The following is an 18,754-nucleotide window of genomic DNA, read 5'->3' as shown; positions in this document are numbered from 1 at the left end:
TCAGGCCATACCGCCCTTGATCAGCCCCTCGGCCAGCCGGGCATAGGCCTCGGCCATCACGCCCTCGCCCGCCGCAACCGGGGTACCGCCATCCCCGGCCAGCCGGGTTTCAAGGTCAATCGGCAAAGACGCCAGCATCGGCACGCCCAGACGCTCTGCTTCGCGCTGCACGCCGCCACTGCCAAAGATATGACTCTCGCCACCGCAATGCGGGCAGTGGAACACCGACATATTCTCGATCAGCCCCAGCACCGGCGTCTTGAGCGTCGCGAACATGTCCAGCGCCTTGCGCGCATCCAGCAGCGCCACATCCTGCGGCGTCGACACCACGATCGCCCCGGTCAGATCAGACTTCTGGCACAGCGTCATCGCCACATCGCCGGTCCCGGGCGGCAGATCCACGATCAGCACATCCAGCTCGCCCCAGGCCACCTGCCCCAGCATCTGCTGCAACGCGCCCATCAGCATCGGCCCGCGCCAGACAACCGCCTTGTCTTCGGGCAGCATCAGCCCGATCGACATTATCGTCACCCCATGCGCCTGAAGCGGGATGATCGTCTTGCCGTCCGGGCTTTCGGGCCGTTTGCTGACCCCCATCATGCGCGGCTGGCTGGGACCATATATATCTGCGTCCAGCAACCCCACGCGCCGCCCCTGCCGCGCCAGCGCCACGGCAAGGTTGGACGACACGGTGGATTTCCCCACACCGCCCTTGCCCGACCCGATGGCCAGAATGCGGTCAACACCGGCGGGCTTGGTCGGACCCGCCTGCGGTTTCGGATGCCCGCCGATCTTCAGCGATGGCGCCTTTTGCGCCGGGCCATGTGCCGTCAACGCCGCCGAAACCGATTCCACCCCTGCGATTTCCGCCACGATCTTCTCGGCGGCCACACGCAGTGGCTCCATCTGGCGGGCGATTTCGGGCGAAGGTGCCTCGATCACAAACCTCACCCGGCCCTGATCAACGTTCAGCGCGCGAATCATGTCACGCGAAATCAGGTCCCCACCGTCCGGCAGGACGAGTCGCGCAAGCTGCGCCCGAATCTCTGTCTCCATCAAATCCATGCCAAATCTCCCGCGAATCGCGCCCGAACCCCGAGCGATTGTTTCGATTGTGTGAACGCTAACAATAAACCGTACGTACTTTCGCCCAACAGGTGAGCAATTGCCTGAAATAGGTCAGTATTCACTATGCATTTTCTGCATAGCAGCATTGAGCCTAAAAACCATTGTGCAACTGCAGCAATTACCCCATCTTGGATGCAACAGAACGAAACACATGAACCGAGGCGAAGCACAATGGCCTACGCAACAAACATCCACACCGCACCGCAAGATGCAGCAGCATCGCGCTTTTCGGCAATCGTCCACACTCTGCGCACTGGCCTGGCCAAGCGCAAGCTCTACCGCAACACGCTGGACGAGCTGCAATCGCTGAATGACCGTGAACTGGCCGATCTGGGCCTGCACCGCTCCATCCTGCGCCGCGTCGCTTACGAGGCGGCTTACGCGGCCTAAACTTTCGGCAGCGGGCAGATGATGCCCCTGCATGACGCAACGGCAGATGTTTTTCTGGCGAAGCATTGAAACTAAATCAAGGAAGATAGAGTTCCTTGAAAACAGTTCGGTGGCCCTCTCCTCCTCCCTGGGTCCTCGATAGCGCGGCGACACTACTCCTCCCCCCTGGTGTCGCCGCACCAAAGTTTCCGGGATCGGTCCATCGGGACCCACTCCCACAACAGTTCGGCGGCCCCTCCTCCTCCCTGGGTCGGTCGATAAAGCGGCGGCACCTCTCCTCCTCCCTGGTGTCGCCGCACCTAGTTTCCGGGATCGGTCCATCGGGACCCACTCCCACAACAGTTCGGCGGCCCTCTCCTCCTCCCTGGGTCGGTCGATAAAGCGGCGGCACCTCTCCTCCTCCCTGGTGTCGCCGCACCTAAGCTTCCGGGATCGGTCCATCGGGACCCACTCCCACATCAGTTCGGCGGCCCCTCCTCCTCCCTGGGTCGTTCGATAGCGCGGCGGCACCTCTCCTCCTCCCTGGTGTCGCCGCACCTAAGTTTCCGGTCTGCCACTGCGGACCACACCAATCGGGGCCCCTCTCCTCCTCCCTGGGGTTTCGTGAACTCAAACGGCGGCGCAAGTTTCCCTCGCGCCGCCGTTTTTTTATGTCCCACATATCTGAAAACCTCGCGCCAGCGCCCTGCCAGCCCGGCATCGGCCCGCGCAGGGCCACCCGACAAGCGGGCGGACAATTCCAGATTGCAGTCAAAATGAATTTATCAATTGCCACGCGAATTAGCCCGAGCTGGACAAAGCCTGCCGCTGCGTCAGGTGCCTCCCCAAAACGCAACGCACCGGCACCCACCAACACCGCCGACAACACACCGCGGCGCTAGGCCGCATTGCGTAAATGGCACCCAGAATAACCACAAAGCGCAGCACCCTGTGACGCCCCGCACTCACCGTGCCGACGCTGCGCCGCAATTGCACCCGCTCCCTGTTGCGCACGCTTCCGTAGCCCCCCGGGTCGCCAGCCTGTTTGCGCCTGAACAGCGTTTTTGCGCGGCTCCCGCTTCCCCTTGGCCCGTCGCTTCGATAGACCACTGGCAACAGAATTAAGCAGAACGGGACACGCACCCATGCCGATGGAAAAAACATTCGACGCCGCCGAGGCCGAACAGCGCCTGTACAAAGCCTGGGAAGAGGCGGGCGCGTTCAAGGCCGGTGCCGGCCCCGCGCAGTCCAACCCCGACGCGCAGCCCTACAGCATCATGATCCCGCCGCCCAACGTGACCGGGTCGCTGCACATGGGCCACGCCTTCAACAACACGCTTCAGGACATTCTGGTGCGCTGGAAACGGATGCAGGGGTTCGACACGCTCTGGCAGCCCGGCACCGACCACGCCGGCATCGCGACGCAAATGGTGACCGAACGCGAAATGACCGCCAATCAGGAACCCTCGCGCCGCGAAATGGGGCGTGACGATTTCCTGAAACGCGTCTGGCAGCAAAAAATCAAGTCGCGCGAAACCATCATCGGCCAGCTAAAGCGCCTTGGCGCCTCCTGCGACTGGTCCCGCGAAGCCTTCACCATGTCCGGCGCCCCCGGTGCGCCAAAGGGCGAAGAGGGCAATTTCCACGACGCCGTGATCAAGGTCTTCGTGGACATGTACAACAAGGGCCTGATCTATCGCGGCAAGCGGCTGGTCAACTGGGACCCGCATTTTGAAACCGCGATCAGCGACCTTGAAGTCGAAAACATCGACGTCGCGGGCCACATGTGGCACTTCAAATACCCGCTCGCCGGTGGTGAGACATACGAATACGTGGAAAAGGATGAAGACGGCGAAATCCTCTTTACCGAAACCCGCGACTATATCTCGATCGCCACAACCCGCCCCGAAACCATGCTGGGCGACGGCGCGGTCGCGGTGCATCCGCTGGACGAACGCTATGCGCCCATCGTGGGCAAGCTTTGCGAAATCCCCGTCGGCCCCAAGGAACAGCGCCGCCTGATCCCGATCATCACCGATGAATACCCCGACCGGACGTTCGGCTCGGGCGCGGTCAAGATCACTGGCGCGCATGATTTCAACGACTATGCCGTCGCCAAGCGCAATTTCATCCCCTGCTACCGCCTGATGGACACCCGCGGTGCCATGCGCGCCGACGGCGCCCCCTACGTGGACGAGGCCGCCAAGGCGCAGACCATCATCGACGGTGCCGAGTTCACCGAAGCCGAAGTGGACGCCATCAATCTGGTCCCCGAGGCCTATCGCGGCCTTGACCGGTTCGAGGCGCGCGAACGCGTCATTGCCGACATCACCGCCGAAGGTCTGGCCGTGATGACCCAGATGAACGATCCCCGCCTTGGCAAAGCCGCCAAGAAGCCCATCGCCCCCGAAGAGGGCGGCGAGGCGCGCGAAGATGAACTGGTCCCGCTGGTCGAGGCCAAGACCATCATGCAGCCCTTTGGCGACCGCTCAAAGGTTGTCATCGAACCGATGCTGACCGACCAATGGTTCGTCGACACGGCCAAGATCGTCGGCCCGGCGCTCGACGCCGTGCGCGATGGCACGACCCAGATCCTGCCCGAGCGTGAGAAAAAGGTCTATTTCCACTGGCTGGAAAACATCGAACCCTGGTGCATCTCGCGTCAGCTGTGGTGGGGCCACCAGATCCCGGTCTGGCACACCCCGGGCCTTGGCGGTGAATGGCGCAGCTTCTGCGCCGCGACCGAGGAAGAAGCCCTGGCAGAGATGCAGCTTTTCTTTGGGGATGAGGCCGATTTCCTGATCGTCGAAGACGCCGCCGCGGCCGAAGACATGCTGGCCGACATGCTGTCCCAGGGCACCGACTACACCGGCGTCGATCAGCGCCACCGCGCGCAGGCGATCCCGGTCTTCCGCGACCCCGACGTGCTCGACACATGGTTCTCCTCGGGTCTCTGGCCCATCGGCACGCTCGGCTGGCCCGAACAGACGCCGGAACTGAACAAATACTTCCCGACCAGTGACCTCATCACCGGCACCGACATCCTGTTCTTCTGGGTCGCGCGCATGATGATGATGCAGCTGACCGTCGTCGATCAGGTGCCGTTCAAAACCGTCTACCTGCACGGCCTCGTCCGCGACGCCAAGGGCAAGAAGATGTCGAAATCGCTTGGCAACGTCGTTGACCCGCTCGACCTCATCGACGAATTCGGCACCGACGCCCTGCGGTTTACCAATGCCGCCATGGCCTCGGTCGGTGGCGCGCTGAAACTCGACACGCAGCGCATCGCCGGCTACCGGAATTTCTCGACCAAACTCTGGAACGCCTGCCGCTTTGCCGAAATGAACGGCGTGTTCCAGCCATACGCCAGCCATACGGAATCCATACGCTTTCCAGACGCTTCCCAGACGGCCAATAAATGGATCATCGGCGAAACCGCCAAGGTCCTGGCCGAGGTCAACGACGCCCTTGAAAACTACCGTTTCAACGACGCGGCAAGTGCGCTCTATGCCTTTGTCTGGGGCAAGGTCTGCGACTGGTATGTCGAGTTTTCAAAGCCGCTGTTCGACAGCCAGGATGCTGAAATCATTGCCGAAACCCGCGCCACAATGGCTTGGGTTCTCGACCAGTGTCTGATCCTCTTGCACCCCATCATGCCCTTCATCACCGAAGAACTCTGGGGCACCATGGCCAAGCGCGACCAGATGCTGATCCACGCCGACTGGCCCACCTACCAAGTGTCTGACCTTGTTGATGAAACCGCCGACTCCGAAATGACCTGGGTCATCTCCCTGATCGACGGAGTCCGCTCTGCCCGCGCCCAGATGCACGTCCCCGCAGGCCTTCAGGTGCCGATGCTGGTCACCGAACTCGACGCCGCCGGACAGGCCGCGTGGGACCGCAACGAGGCGCTGATCAAGCGTCTTGCCCGTATCGACAGCCTCGACAAAACCGAAGGCTTCCCAAAGGGTTGCGTCACGGTTCCCGTCGCGGGCGGCACTTTTGGCCTGCCCCTTGCCGGGATCATCGACGTGGCCGAGGAAAAGGCACGGCTGGAAAAGACGCTTGGCAAACTAGGCAAGGAAATCGGCGGTCTCAAGGGGCGTCTCAACAACCCCAAGTTCGCTGAAAGCGCACCAGAAGAGGTGGTCGAGGAAGCCCGCGACAACCTGAACGCCCGCGAAGAAGAGGAAACCGCCCTCAAAGCCGCCCTCGCCCGGCTCGCCGAACTGGGCTGATCCGGGCGTTAACCATTAAGTAACACCCGAGTGTTAGATATCGGCGAAGACAAGAGTTCTTCTGCCCGTCAGAGCAGTTCAGCCCGGACTTGACGGGCTGGAAAAGCGCCCGGCCTCCTCCCCCTAGGGTGCGGGCGCTTTTCGCTCTGTCCGATTTTCGCAGAAAATGTTCGGTCGGCCTGGCTTCACGCCCGCCAGAACCGCACTGTCAAAATCGCATAAACTGACAAAAGCTCCAGCCTTCCCAACAACATGGCAAAGATCAGGATCCACTTTGCCGTGTCGTTCAGCCCCTGAAAATTGCCCGACGGACCGATTCTGTCGCCCAAACCCGGGCCGATATTGCCCAGCGCCGTCGCCGCCCCCGAAATCGCGGTCACGAAATCCAGGCCTGTCATACCCAGCGCCACCGACAGAATTCCCAGTGTCACGACGAAGAAAACAAAGAACGAAATGACCGACGACAGCACATCCTCGCCCACGACGCGCCCCTCGTAACGGGGGGTAAAGATCCCGTGCGGCGCGCGGATCTTGCGCAGCTGCACCCCGATCGACGCGAACAAAAGCTGATACCGGAACACCTTGACCGAACACGCAGTCGACCCGGCGCAGCCGCCGATCAACCCGATGAAAAAGAACAGCGCAATCAGGAACGGCCCCCAGGTCATGTAGTCGACCGAGGCATAGCCGGTCCCCGAAATGATCGAGGTGATGTTGAACAACGCCTCGCGAAATGCCTGCTCCGGATGATGCGGAAACACCCGCAACAGCACAAAAACCGTGACAAGGACAAGCACCGTGATGATCATCAAAAAGGTCTTCACCTGGCTGTCGCGGAAAATCGCCCGCTGATTGCCGTTCACCATCTGCACGTAGCGCACGAAGGGCAACGCGGCGAGGATCATGAACACCGAAGCGACGTATTCCGCAGGCCCCGAGAATGTCCCGAAAGACGCATCGTAGTTGGAGAATCCGCCGGTCGAAACAGTGCTAAGAGCATGCACAGAGGCATCAAAGGCGTTCATCCCGCACATCAGATAGGACACCGCGCAGGCCATGGTGATCGTCACGTAGATGGTCGAGATGGATGAGGCGATCTCGGTCGCCCGCGGCAGGATTTTTCCCATCGTGTCAAAGGCTTCGGAACGGAACACCTGCATGCCACCAACCCGCAGTTCGGGCAGGAAAACCATGGCGACAACGATGATCCCGATCCCGCCCAGCCACTGCAGCAGCCCGCGCCACAGCAGGATGCCCTTGGGCAGCGTCTCAAGCCCGGTGAACACCGTTGACCCGGTGGTGGTCATGCCCGACATCGCCTCGAAAAACGCATCCACAAAGCGCGCCTCTGTCGCCCCCATCGCAAAGGGAATCGCGCCAAAGATCGGCAGCGCCACCCAGACCCCCGTGGTCAGAAGAAAGGTCTGCTGGATCGAAAGACGCTCTTGCACCGCATTGGCGCAGGCCAGGGCGATCAACCCGCCGCAGAACATTGTGACGATGGAGCTTTGGGCGAACACGGTCCATTCGCCACGCCCCTCGGCGATGTCCACCAGCATCGGCAAAAGCATCGTGGCGCCCAGAATGGTCACCAGGATACCGATCACATAAAAGACGGGGCGCAGGTCAAACATGAGGCGAAGCGTTGGCCCCGCGCCGCTCTGGTGTCAAGCCGATGCTCTCGGAACGGCAGCCGCCGGGGCAACGTCACCCGCGACAGATGCCGCAATATCGCGCCCTGCACCTGCCCGGAAAACTCAGGCGCACCCGCCGATCAGCCGACGTGGAACAGCGTCGAGAACAGCTTGGGATCCAGTGAATCACTGGCAAATGTAGTGCCTTCTGTCAGCACCGACACCGCGTCATGGCTGTGCAGGCTCTCTTGGTGCGAGGCAAGCACGCGATAATCACCGATCCGCGGATCATTCTGCAAGGCTTCGGCGAACAGCCGTGCCGCATCCTCGACAAAGATGGGATTGGCCGCGTTCAGCTCGGCAAAGGCCTGCTCGTCCTCGCGCTTGACCATGACCTGCGTTTCCGTCGGCACCGCGCGGCGGCACATGTCGATCAGATCCTCGAACCACAGGCATTTACCGTCCGCCGTCAGCTCGACCGAAATCCGCGCGACCGACCGCTGGGAATGCGGCGTCGCCAACTGTCCGCGCGTGCGGCGGGCATGTTCCGACAATTCCAGCGAACAGGGGCAGGTCGAGCTGTAGACATAATCCAGATGCATGATCTTGCGCCGCACCCCGTCGATCTCGATCAGTTCCAGCGCGATATCGTAATACTGGTACCCCGACAGTCCCGAACGCAGGCTTTGCACCTTCACCGGGAACTTCAGCCGCATGTTGATGCGCGCGTCAAAGCTTTCCAGATCGGTCTTGTAGTCGTCCAGCGCCGCCTCGATCACGCCAAAGCTGAAGGTTTCCTCGGCGTACTCATAGAACGACCGCATGATCCGGGACATGTTGATGCCCTTCTTGTCGGCCTCAAGGCTCACGGTCCCCGTCACGCTGGTTTCCAGCGAAAGGTCGCCCTTGTCCCGGGTGTGGTACTGAATCGGCAGGCGGAAATTCGAAATGCCCACATGCTGGATTGCCCGGTTCGCCCCCTTGATCAGCGCCGAAGGACCGTTCTGCAGATCCGGCAGAGTGTCCTTGTAGGCGGGGCTGGCGTCGAAATCCGCCTCATAGGCGCGCGACAGCAAAGGATAGGCGTCGACCGGCGCGTCAGGCGCCAGACGGGCCAGCACAGGGTCCAGAGATTCGATTTCGCTGTCATGGGCCTTTCCGGCCCATTTTCGCAGCACGGCAAGCGCCGCAGCCGCCTCTTCGCGGCTTGGTTTGCGGTCCATTTCGGGCGTGTGCATGTTCATCAGTAGGCCCCTCTCGCCTCAGCGTTCAATGCTTACATAAGTCTTCCGACAAAGGAATTCCAATTTTACAGAACAATACGAAGGGATGCCCCCGCCAGATCACCATAAGTTCACCGGCAGGGGCAGTATCATGCAGCTGTATTTCAGACGGCCGCCAGCGCCTGCAACACGTCCTCGACCAGATCCTCGGGGTCTTCGATGCCCAGCGACAGGCGGATCAGCCCTTCGGTGATCCCCAGCGACGCCCGCAGTTCGGGTGCCAGACGCTGGTGCGTCGTGGTGGCCGGATGGGTGGCGATGGATTTCGCATCCCCAAGGTTGTTCGAGATCAGGATAACCTCCAGCGCATTCAGGAACCGGAACGCCGCCGCCTTGCCACCGGCAAGGTCAATGGACAGCATCGTGCCGCCCTTGCCCAGCTGCCGCAGCATCAGCGCGTATTGCGGATGGCTCTCAAGCCCCGGATAGATCACATTTGCCACGCCGGGTTTCCCCTCAAGCGCGCGGGCAACCGCCATCGCACTGTCGGTCTGTGCGCGCACCCGCAGGTCGATCGTCTCGATCCCCTTCAGCAGCACCCAGGCCGTGAACGGGCTCATGGATCCGCCAGTATGCTTCATGTAGGGCTCAACCACCCCGCGGATGAAATCCTTGGTGCCCAGGATCACACCGCCCAGAACCCGGCCCTGCCCGTCGATATGCTTGGTCGCGGAATAGATCACCACATCCGCGCCCTGCGCGATGGCATCTGAATAGACCGGCGTGGAAAACACGTTGTCGACCAGCACCAGCGCACCCTGCGCATGGGCGATCTTGGCCACACCTTCGATGTCCACCAGTTCCAGCGTCGGGTTGGACATGGATTCAAAGAACACCGCCTTGGTGTCGGGCCGCACAGCCGCGCGCCACTGCTCCAGATCCGCACCATCGACAAAGGTCACCTCGACGCCAAAGCGCGGCAGGATCGTCTCCAAGATATACAGACAGGACCCAAACAGCGCCCGGGCCGAAACCACATGGTCCCCGGCTTTCAGCATCGACACCAGCGCGCCGTTGACCGCCGCCATGCCGCTTGCCGTGGCAAACCCGTCCTCGGCACCTTCCAGCAGCGCGATACGCTCTTCGAACATGCGCACGGTCGGGTTGCCGTAACGGGCATAGATATACTCGTCCGGCGCACAGTCGATGAACCGGCCCTCGGCCTGCTCGGCGCTGTCATAGGCAAATCCCTGAGTCAGGAAAATCGCCTCGCTCAGCTCGCCCCACTGGCTGCGTTTGGTCCCGCCATGCACCAGCTGTGTGCGTTTCTTCATTGTTCTGTCTCCTGGCCCGCGGCCACAAAAAAACCCCGTTGCGGCCAAGCGCAAGGGGGCTCCCTCGTCGTCTGACCTCTTTAGCGGCATTTCCGGGGTTGCGCCTGACACCAGTCAGTCTCCCCCCGAGTGGCCCGCAATCCGGTAACAAATCGCCACGCAAATCTCTTAGGTGGCGTTGCGCAACAGGTCAATACCGTCACGGTCCTGTAACAGCCGCTTCACGCCAGCTTCGTATGGATGGGTTACCGATCAGCAACCAGATCTTGTGGGGCCTGACCATGTCCTTTTTCGACACCAGCACTGCGCGAACCCTGTTCCTTGACATGATGCGGCTGGACGGGCTGCGACAAAGCCTGGACGCAGCCGTCGCCAATGCCATGCCGGAAAACACGCTGGAAGACGAATTCACCGAAGCGGTGCTTTTCGTGCTCTCGATCCGGCTCAACCGTCTGACCGGGGGCGCGGCGGACATGACATTCTCGGCGCGCTGTCACATCACGTCAACCCGCGCGCAATGGCTGCCAAAACGCATGGCCTGGGGCGGGATGCGCCGCGTGATCGACCTCTATTGCGCCGCCTTCCGGGGCGAGGTGCTGCATTGCGAAACGGCGTGGTACAATCATCAAAGCCGCGTAGACCCCAGCGCAAAACCTGAACGACCCCGGACTTGCGGTCGCGCATAAATCCGGCATGATCGGCGGGCCATTTCAGGAGCCCCCGCATGACCACCCCAATCGATCTCTATTTCTGGCCCACGCCAAACGGCTGGAAGGCGTCCATCGTCCTCGAAGAGATGGGACTGCCCTACACCACCCACCTCATCGACATCTCGGCGGGTGACCAGTTCACGCCGGAATTCCTGGCAGTGTCCCCCAACAACAAGATCCCCGCGATCACCGATCCCGACGGCCCCGATGGCGCGCCGATCCACATCTTTGAATCCGGCGCGATCCTGCAATACCTGGCCCGCAAGACCGGCACCTTTGGCGGCGCAACCGAACGCGACCGCATTGCCGTGGATCAATGGCTGATGTGGCAGATGGGCGGCCTTGGCCCGATGGCCGGGCAAACGCACCACTTTCTGAAATTCGCCAAACAGGACATTCCTTACGCCAAGGACCGCTTCCGCAGCGAAACCGGACGCCTTTACAAGGTGCTCGACCACCAGCTTGGCCAAAACGAATACGTTGCTGGCCCCGACTACAGCATCGCCGACATGTCGATCTGGGGCTGGGCCTCGCTCTGGGAAGGTCAGCAGCAGACGCTTGAGGACAAGCCAAACCTTGCCCGCTGGCTCGAAACCGTCGGCAATCGCCCGGCGGTCAAACGTGGCCGCGCCCTGCACGCGGATAAACGCCGCGATCCAACGGCAAAACCACAAACCTGACCACCCGCACCACGACCGGACAAAGGCGTCAGATCGCAACCCGCGCGAAGACCGTGGCCACAGGGCCGCGCTCGACATGACCAGAATGCGCCGCAGGCGCATGCCGCCGGATCACATCACCACAGATCCGAATTCAGAACGGAACATCATCCGCCGCGCAGATAAACCGCGCCACAACCTTCTTGGTGCCCGATTTTTCGAATTCGATTTCCAGCTTGTCACCCTCGATCCCGATAATGGCGCCATAACCGAACTTCTGGTGAAACACCCGCTCGCCCATCACATAGGATGACACCGCGTTCAGATCGATCACCGTGTTGCGGCTTTCCTTGGGCTGGCTTATCGGCCGCGTCGCCGCGCGCTCCTGCAACCGCTTCCAGCCGGGCGAGTTGTAGACATTCGCCTCCATCGCCCGCTTCTCGATCCCCGATGACGCGCCGCCCATGCCCGCAGCGCCGTACCCACCGCCATACAGCCCCGGCGGCGTCAGCACCTCCACATGCGCCTCTGGCAACTCGTCAATGAACCGCGACGGCATTTGTGATTGCCACTGGCCATAAACCCGCCGGTTGGCGGCAAAGGATATCGTGCACAGCTCCTCGGCCCGCGTGATGCCCACATAGGCCAGCCGCCGCTCTTCCTCCAAACCCTTGACGCCGCTTTCGTCCATGCTGCGCTGCGACGGGAACAGCCCGTCTTCCCACCCCGGCAGAAAGACTGCCGGAAATTCCAGCCCCTTGGCGGCGTGCAGCGTCATGATCGAAACCTTTTCGCCGCTATCTTCGGTCGAATTGTCCATGATCAGGCTGACGTGTTCCAGAAACCCCTGCAGGTTTTCGAACCCCTCCAGCGCCTTCACCAATTCCTTGAGGTTCTCCAGCCGCCCCGGCCCCTCGGGCGTCTTGTCGTTCTGCCACATCGTGGTGTAGCCGCTCTCGTCCAGAATGATCTCGGCCAGCTCCATATGGCTGATCTCTGGGGGGCCATATTCGTACTGCGGACCGTCGGCCCCATCGTCCAGAACGTCATCCTCGCCAAGGCCCACAGCCCGCACCGGGCCGTGTAGCTTGCTATTCCAGCGCGACAGCCCCTCGACCAGCTTGCGCAGCTCGGACCCGCCCTTGCCCTTGATCAGCCCCTGATCCACCGCCATCCGCGCGCCTTCGACCAGGCTCACACCCGCCGCCCGCGCCGCCACCTGAATGGTCTGCTGCGCCTTGTCACCCAGCCCCCGCTTGGGCGTGTTCACGATCCGCTCAAACGCCAGATCATCGTCGGGGGATATCACCAGCCGGAAATAGGCCATGGCATCGCGGATTTCCAAACGCTCATAGAACCGCGGCCCGCCGATAACCCGGTAGGGCAATCCGATGGTCAGAAACCGGTCCTCGAACGCCCGCATCTGATGTGACGCCCGTACCAGAATCGCCATGTCGTCCAGCGAAACCCTGCGCATCCCGCGCGTACCGGACTGCATCGATTCGACCTCTTCACCGATCCAGCGCGCCTCTTCCTCGCCATCCCAGTGACCGATCAGCCGGACCTTTTCGCCATCCGGCACCTCGGTCCACAGCTCCTTGCCCAACCGGCCCGAGTTGCCCTTGATCACCCCCGACGCCGCCTTCAGGATATGCGGGGTCGAACGGTAGTTTTGCTCCAGCCGCACCACATGCGCGCCGGGAAAATCTTTCTCGAACCGCAGGATGTTGCCCACCTCGGCCCCGCGCCAGCCATAGATCGACTGGTCGTCATCGCCCACGCAGCAGATATTCTTGTGCGACGCCGCCAGCAGCCGCAGCCACAGATACTGCGCGACGTTGGTATCCTGATATTCGTCCACAAGGATGTACTTGAACCAGCGCTGATATTGTTCGAGCACGTCGGGATGCTTCTGAAAGATCACGACGACATGCAGCAGCAGATCACCGAAATCGACGGCGTTCAGCTCCTTCAGCCGCGCCTGATAGGCGGCGTATAATTTCGGCCCCTTGTCGTTATAGGCCCCCGCATCCGCCGCAGGCACCTTGTCAGGCGTCAGCGCGCGGTTCTTCCAGCCGTCGATGATGTTGGCCAGCATCCGCGGCGGCCAGCGTTTGTCATCGATCCCCTCGGCCCGGATCAGCTGTTTCAGCAGCCGGATCTGGTCATCCGTATCCAGAATGGTGAAATTCGATTTTAACCCCACCAGTTCGGCATGCCGGCGCAACAGCTTGACGCAGATCGAATGGAACGTTCCAAGCCAGCGCACACCATCAGCCGTGCCCCCCAGCAGGCGGCCCACACGCTCTTTCATCTCGCGCGCGGCCTTGTTGGTAAAGGTCACCGCCAGAATCTCGTCCTGCCGCGCCCGACCGGTGGTCAGCAGATGCGCGATCCGCGCGGTCAGCGCCTTGGTCTTGCCCGTGCCCGCCCCGGCCAGCATCAGCACCGGGCCGTCCATGGTTTCGACCGCCAACCGCTGCTCGGGGTTCAGCTCATCCAGATAGGGCGCGGGCCGGGCGGCCATTGCGCGCGCGGACAGCGAAGCGCCTTCGAAGGCGTCCATTTCATCGAAACTGCTCATCCCCCCAAGATAGCGCTGTCGCTGTCCGAGATAAAGGGATGTTCGGGAATTGTTCCAGCCGCCGCCGGGGAAAGCCTGTAACCTCCTGAACAGCAACGCGTCCCCCCTTGCAGCCGGTCCCGCAACCGGCCAATCATGCGCCATGGACATGAACAGCCGCTTCCCCGCCATCACCGACCTGCGCGCCCGCGCCCGTCAACGTATTCCCCGGTTTGTCTGGGAGTATCTCGACTCGGCCACCGGCACCGAAGCCACCCAGCGCCGCAACCGCGCAGCGCTTGACCGTATCCTGTTCACCCCCTCGATCCTGCACGGCGAAATCTCGTCTGATCTGACGACCTCCCTGCTTGGCGAAACCCATCCCCTGCCGGTGGGCATCGCGCCGCTTGGCATGTCGGGGCTGGTCTGGCCCGATGCCGAACGCACGCTGGCCACCGCCGCCACCCGCGCGGGCATTCCCTATGGCCTGTCGACCGTCGCCACCCAGACCCCCGAAACCATCGGCCCGCTGACGGGTGGCAAGGGCTGGTTCCAGCTTTATCCGCCACGCGACACCGAGATTCGCCGTGACATGCTGCGCCGCGCGCGTGAGTCGGGCTTTTCCACCCTGATCCTGACCGTGGATGTCCCCGTCGCCTCGCGCCGCGAACGCCAGCTGCGCTCGGGCCTGACGCAACCGCCACGCCTGACGCCCCGCCTGCTGGCGCAGGTGGCGCTGCGCCCCGCTTGGGCGATGGGCACGGCGCGGCTGGGCATGCCGCATATGCGCACGCTCGATGATTACAGCAGCGACACGGGGTCAAAGGATTCCACCGCCCATGTCGGATACCTGCTGCGCACCTCGCCCGACTGGGATTACCTCGACTGGCTGCGCGAACACTGGCAGGGCAATCTGGTGGTCAAAGGTGTGCTGAACCCCGCCGATGTGCCGCGGCTGGAACGTTCCGGCGTCGATGCGATCTGGGTCAGCAACCACGCCGGCCGCCAGTTCGACGCCGCCCCGGCCAGTATCGAGGTTCTGCCCGCCATCCGCGCCGCCACCACCCTGCCGCTGATCATGGACAGCGGCATCGAAGGCGGGCTGGATATCCTGCGCGCCATCGCCCAGGGCGCGGATTTTGTCATGCTGGGCCGCGCCTTTCACTACGCGCTTGCCGCCCTTGGGCAGGACGGCCCGGCCCACCTGATTGACACTCTGGCCCGCGACATGGCCGCCAACCTTGGCCAGCTGGGCGTCGCCCGCCCGACCGATCTGCGCGGCCTTGCCCATCTGGGCTAGGCCGACCGCCACAAATTGAGGCATCCAACCGGGCACAGGCGACCTACCCGTTCCGGCCAGTTGTGAAGCTGAAACTTCTTCCGTAACCTCACGGCAATCCTCATTCTCAGGAAGCTCCCCATGCCCGAATTCAAGAAGATCCTCATCGCGAACCGTGGCGAAATCGCTATCCGCATCATGCGCGCTGCCAATGAAATGGGCAAAAAGACGGTCGCCGTCTTTGCAGAAGAGGACAAGCTGGGATTACACCGCTTCAAGGCGGATGAGGCGTATCGCATTGGCGAAGGCCTTGGCCCCGTCGCCGCCTATCTCAGCATCCCCAACATCATCCGCGTCGCCCGTGAATGTGGCGCCGATGCGATCCACCCGGGCTATGGCCTGCTGTCCGAAAACCCCGATTTCGTTGATGCCTGCGACGCGGCCGGAATCGCCTTTATCGGCCCCAAGGCCAAGACCATGCGCCAGCTGGGCGACAAGGCCAGCGCGCGCCGTGTCGCGGTCGAGGCCGGCGTTCCGGTCATCCCCGCGACCGAAGTGCTGGGCGATGACATGGCCGAGATCAAGAAACAGGCCGCCGAAGTCGGCTATCCCCTGATGCTCAAGGCGTCATGGGGCGGCGGCGGTCGCGGCATGCGCCCGATCATGTCCGAGAAAGAGCTTGAGGAGAAGGTCCGCGAAGGCCGCCGCGAAGCCAAGGCCGCCTTTGGCAACGACGAAGGGTATCTTGAAAAGATGATCCTGCGCGCCCGCCACGTCGAGGTGCAGATCCTTGGCGACCAGCAGGGCAACATCTACCACCTGTTTGAACGCGACTGTTCGGTGCAGCGCCGCAATCAGAAGGTGGTCGAACGCGCCCCCGCCCCCTATCTGAGTGAGGCCCAGCGCGAAGAAATCTGCGAACTGGGCCGCAAGATCTGTGCCCATGTGAATTACGAATGCGCCGGCACGGTCGAATTCCTGATGGATATGGACAGCGGCAAATTCTTCTTCATCGAAGTGAACCCCCGCGTGCAGGTCGAACACACCGTGACCGAAGAAGTCACCGGCATCGACATCGTGCAGGCCCAGATCATGATCGCCGAGGGCAAATCACTGGCCGAGGCAACCGGCAAGGCGTCTCAGTATGACATCCGCCTCACCGGCCACGCGCTCCAGACCCGGATCACGACCGAGGACCCGCAGAACAACTTTATCCCCGACTATGGCCGCCTGACCGCCTATCGCTCGGCCACCGGCATGGGCATTCGCCTCGACGGCGGTACCGCCTATGCCGGCGGGGTCATCACGCGGTATTACGATTCGCTGCTGGTCAAGATCACCGCTTCTGCCCAGACCCCGGAAAAGGCCATCGCCCGGATGGACCGCGCCCTGCGGGAATTCCGCATCCGGGGCGTTTCCACCAACATCGCCTTTGTGGAAAATCTGCTCAAGCACCCGACCTTCCTCAACAATCAGTACCACACCAAGTTCATCGACGAGACGCCCGAACTGTTCCAGTTCAAGAAGCGCCGCGACCGGGGCACCAAGGTGCTGACCTACATCGCCGACATCACCGTCAACGGCCACCCCGAGGTCGAGGGCCGCGCCAAACCGCTGGCCGACCTCAAGAACCCCAAGGCCCCCGCGACCCGCGCCGACACCATGCCCTACGGCACCCGCAACCTGCTCGATGAAAAGGGCCCGCAGGCGGTGGCCGACTGGATGGCGGCGCAGAAACAGGTGCTGATCACCGACACGACCATGCGCGACGGGCACCAGTCGCTGCTGGCCACCCGGATGCGGTCCATCGACATGATCAAGGCCGCACCGGCCTATGGCGCCAACCTGCCGGGCCTGTTCTCGGTCGAATGCTGGGGTGGTGCGACCTTCGACGTGGCCTATCGCTTTCTTCAGGAATGCCCATGGCAGCGCCTGCGCGATATCCGCGCCAAGATGCCCAACATCATGACGCAGATGCTGCTGCGCGGATCGAACGGCGTCGGCTACACCAACTACCCCGACAACGTCGTTCAGGCCTTTGTCGCGCGCGCCGCCCTGTCCGGCGTCGATGTCTTCCGCGTCTTTGATTCGCTCAACTGGGTCGAAAACATGCGCGTCGCGATGGATGCGGTGCTCGACTCCGGCAAGGTGCTGGAAGGCTCGATCTGCTACACCGGCGATATCCTTGACCCCGACCGCGCCAAGTATTCGCTGAAATACTATGTCGAGATGGGCAAGGAGCTGAAGGCCGCAGGCTCTCACATCCTGGGCCTCAAGGACATGGCCGGCTTGCTGAAACCCTCTGCCGCCGGTCCGTTGGTCAAGGCGCTGAAGGAAGAGGTCGGCCTGCCGATCCACTTCCACACCCACGACACATCGGGTGCAGCCATCGCATCAATCATGGCCGCCGCCGCGGCCGGGGTTGATGCCGTCGATGCCGCAATGGATGCGCTCTCGGGCAACACCTCGCAACCCACGCTTGGTTCGGTGGTCGAGGCGCTGCGCTTTACCGACCGCGATACCGGCCTTGATATGTCCGCAATCCGCGACATGTCGAACTACTGGGAACAGGTGCGCATGCAATATGCCGCCTTTGAATCCGCCATGCAGGCCCCCGCCTCCGAAGTCTACCTGCACGAAATGCCCGGCGGTCAGTTCACCAACCTGCGCGCCCAGGCCCGCTCGCTTGGCCTCGAGGAACGCTGGCCCGAAATCGCCCGCACCTATGCGGACGTGAACCAGATGTTCGGCGATATCGTCAAGGTCACGCCCTCGTCCAAGGTGGTCGGCGACATGGCCCTGATGATGGTCAGCCAGGGCCTGACCCGCGCCAATGTCGAAGACCCCAAAAGCGACGTCAGCTTCCCGGATTCGGTCATTGACATGATGAAGGGCAACCTTGGCCAGCCCCCGGGCGGCTTTCCCACGGGAATCGTCAAGAAGGTGCTGAAAGGTGAAAAACCCAACACCGAACGCCCCGGCAAGAACGTTCCAGCCGCCGATCTGGAAAAGATCCGCACCGAGGTCAGCAAAGAGCTGGAAGGCAAGGAAGTCGATGACGAGGATCTGATGGGATACCTCATGTATCCCAAGGTGTTCCTTGACTACATGGGCCGCCACCGCACCTACGGTCCCGTCCGTGTCCTGCCGACAAGAACGTTCTTTTACGGCATGGAGCCGGGCGAAGAGATCACCGCCGAAATCGACCCCGGCAAGATCATGGAAATCCGCCTTCAGGCCATCGGCGAAACCCAAGAGGATGGCGAGGCGCGGGTGTTCTTTGAACTCAACGGCCAGCCCCGCACCATCCGCGTGCCCAACCGCAAGGCCAAGGCATCGTCAACCGCCCGCCCCAAGGCCGAAGTCGGCAACCCCAACCACATCGGCGCGCCGATGCCGGGTGTGGTGGCGACCGTCGCGGTGCAGGTCGGCAAGTCCGTGAAAGAAGGCGATCTGCTGCTGACCATCGAGGCGATGAAGATGGAAACCGGCCTGCACGCCGAACGCGACGCCACGGTAAAGGCGGTGCATGTGCAGGCAGGCGGCCAGATCGACGCCAAGGATCTGCTGATCGAACTGGAGTAACCCCAAGGCTCCCTGGCCTTCCTCCGCGCAAG

General features: G+C 62.4%; 11 protein-coding genes. 6 read left to right on the top strand and 5 right to left on the bottom strand.

What is annotated here, in order from left to right; genetic code table 11:
• Entirely contained in the window at positions 1-1,065 is a 1,065-nt protein-coding gene (locus tag CHB75_RS01170) for an Mrp/NBP35 family ATP-binding protein (protein ID WP_089268682.1), read from the bottom strand.
• 234 nt (positions 1,066-1,299) lie between these two features.
• Here CHB75_RS01170 and CHB75_RS01165 point away from each other — a divergent pair, with 234 nt between their 5' ends.
• Together CHB75_RS01165 and CHB75_RS01160 are read left to right on the top strand one after the other, a co-directional pair.
• A complete protein-coding gene (locus tag CHB75_RS01165; RefSeq protein ID WP_089268681.1) occupies positions 1,300-1,518 on the top strand; it encodes a DUF1127 domain-containing protein in 219 nt (72 codons plus the stop codon).
• Positions 1,519-2,642: 1,124 nt separating this feature from the next.
• Positions 2,643-5,735, top strand: coding sequence for a valine--tRNA ligase (locus tag CHB75_RS01160; RefSeq protein WP_089268680.1), 3,093 nt, complete (start codon positions 2,643-2,645; stop codon positions 5,733-5,735).
• A 185-nt stretch (positions 5,736-5,920) separates the two neighbouring features.
• On the opposite strand, the gene CHB75_RS01155 is transcribed toward CHB75_RS01160, so the two are convergent.
• From CHB75_RS01155 to metZ, 3 genes are all read right to left on the bottom strand, one after another.
• Entirely contained in the window at positions 5,921-7,369 is a 1,449-nt protein-coding gene (locus tag CHB75_RS01155; RefSeq protein ID WP_089268679.1) for a TrkH family potassium uptake protein, read from the bottom strand.
• Positions 7,370-7,509: 140 nt separating this feature from the next.
• Complete coding sequence (folE2, locus tag CHB75_RS01150) at positions 7,510-8,613, bottom strand: GTP cyclohydrolase FolE2 (protein WP_089268678.1); 1,104 nt, start codon at positions 8,611-8,613, stop codon at positions 7,510-7,512.
• 143 nt (positions 8,614-8,756) lie between these two features.
• Complete coding sequence (gene metZ, locus CHB75_RS01145; protein WP_089268677.1) at positions 8,757-9,926, bottom strand: O-succinylhomoserine sulfhydrylase; 1,170 nt, start codon at positions 9,924-9,926, stop codon at positions 8,757-8,759.
• A gap of 281 nt (positions 9,927-10,207) precedes the next feature.
• On the opposite strand from metZ, the gene CHB75_RS01140 reads away from it, so the two are divergent.
• Both CHB75_RS01140 and CHB75_RS01135 read left to right on the top strand, forming a co-directional pair.
• Positions 10,208-10,612, top strand: coding sequence for a hypothetical protein (locus CHB75_RS01140; protein WP_141135059.1), 405 nt, complete (start codon positions 10,208-10,210; stop codon positions 10,610-10,612).
• Positions 10,613-10,650: 38 nt separating this feature from the next.
• Entirely contained in the window at positions 10,651-11,316 is a 666-nt protein-coding gene (locus tag CHB75_RS01135) for a glutathione S-transferase N-terminal domain-containing protein (RefSeq protein ID WP_089268675.1), read from the top strand.
• Between the two features lie 133 nt (positions 11,317-11,449).
• On the opposite strand, the gene CHB75_RS01130 is transcribed toward CHB75_RS01135, so the two are convergent.
• The gene (locus CHB75_RS01130; protein WP_089268674.1) at positions 11,450-13,879 is read right to left on the bottom strand and encodes an ATP-dependent helicase; all 2,430 of its coding nucleotides are present in this window, start codon (positions 13,877-13,879) and stop codon (positions 11,450-11,452) included.
• Between the two features lie 142 nt (positions 13,880-14,021).
• On the opposite strand from CHB75_RS01130, the gene CHB75_RS01125 reads away from it, so the two are divergent.
• The gene (locus tag CHB75_RS01125; RefSeq protein ID WP_089268673.1) at positions 14,022-15,158 is read left to right on the top strand and encodes an alpha-hydroxy acid oxidase; all 1,137 of its coding nucleotides are present in this window, start codon (positions 14,022-14,024) and stop codon (positions 15,156-15,158) included.
• Between the two features lie 120 nt (positions 15,159-15,278).
• Positions 15,279-18,722: a pyruvate carboxylase gene (locus CHB75_RS01120; protein WP_089268672.1), complete on the top strand. Its 3,444-nt coding sequence runs from the start codon at positions 15,279-15,281 to the stop codon at positions 18,720-18,722.
• The last annotated feature ends 32 nt before the right edge of the window (positions 18,723-18,754 follow it).

Origin of the sequence: Puniceibacterium sediminis, assembly GCF_900188035.1 — a bacterium.
Taxonomy (GTDB): domain Bacteria; phylum Pseudomonadota; class Alphaproteobacteria; order Rhodobacterales; family Rhodobacteraceae; genus Puniceibacterium; species Puniceibacterium sediminis.
The sequence above is the reverse complement of the archived record's forward strand: the minus strand, read 5'-3'. Positions and strand labels throughout refer to the sequence as shown.

Bases quoted from the DNA above. Each gene is read 5' to 3' on its own strand.
- CHB75_RS01170 (WP_089268682.1), bottom strand. From the start codon at position 1,065: ATGGATTTGATGGAGACAGAGATTCGGGCGCAGCTTGCGCGACTCGTC.
- CHB75_RS01165 (WP_089268681.1), top strand. From the start codon at position 1,300: ATGGCCTACGCAACAAACATCCACACCGCACCGCAAGATGCAGCAGCA.
- CHB75_RS01160 (WP_089268680.1), top strand. From the start codon at position 2,643: ATGCCGATGGAAAAAACATTCGACGCCGCCGAGGCCGAACAGCGCCTG.
- CHB75_RS01155 (WP_089268679.1), bottom strand. From the start codon at position 7,369: ATGTTTGACCTGCGCCCCGTCTTTTATGTGATCGGTATCCTGGTGACC.
- folE2 (WP_089268678.1), bottom strand. From the start codon at position 8,613: ATGAACATGCACACGCCCGAAATGGACCGCAAACCAAGCCGCGAAGAG.
- metZ (WP_089268677.1), bottom strand. From the start codon at position 9,926: ATGAAGAAACGCACACAGCTGGTGCATGGCGGGACCAAACGCAGCCAG.
- CHB75_RS01140 (WP_141135059.1), top strand. From the start codon at position 10,208: ATGTCCTTTTTCGACACCAGCACTGCGCGAACCCTGTTCCTTGACATG.
- CHB75_RS01135 (WP_089268675.1), top strand. From the start codon at position 10,651: ATGACCACCCCAATCGATCTCTATTTCTGGCCCACGCCAAACGGCTGG.
- CHB75_RS01130 (WP_089268674.1), bottom strand. From the start codon at position 13,879: ATGAGCAGTTTCGATGAAATGGACGCCTTCGAAGGCGCTTCGCTGTCC.
- CHB75_RS01125 (WP_089268673.1), top strand. From the start codon at position 14,022: ATGGACATGAACAGCCGCTTCCCCGCCATCACCGACCTGCGCGCCCGC.
- CHB75_RS01120 (WP_089268672.1), top strand. From the start codon at position 15,279: ATGCCCGAATTCAAGAAGATCCTCATCGCGAACCGTGGCGAAATCGCT.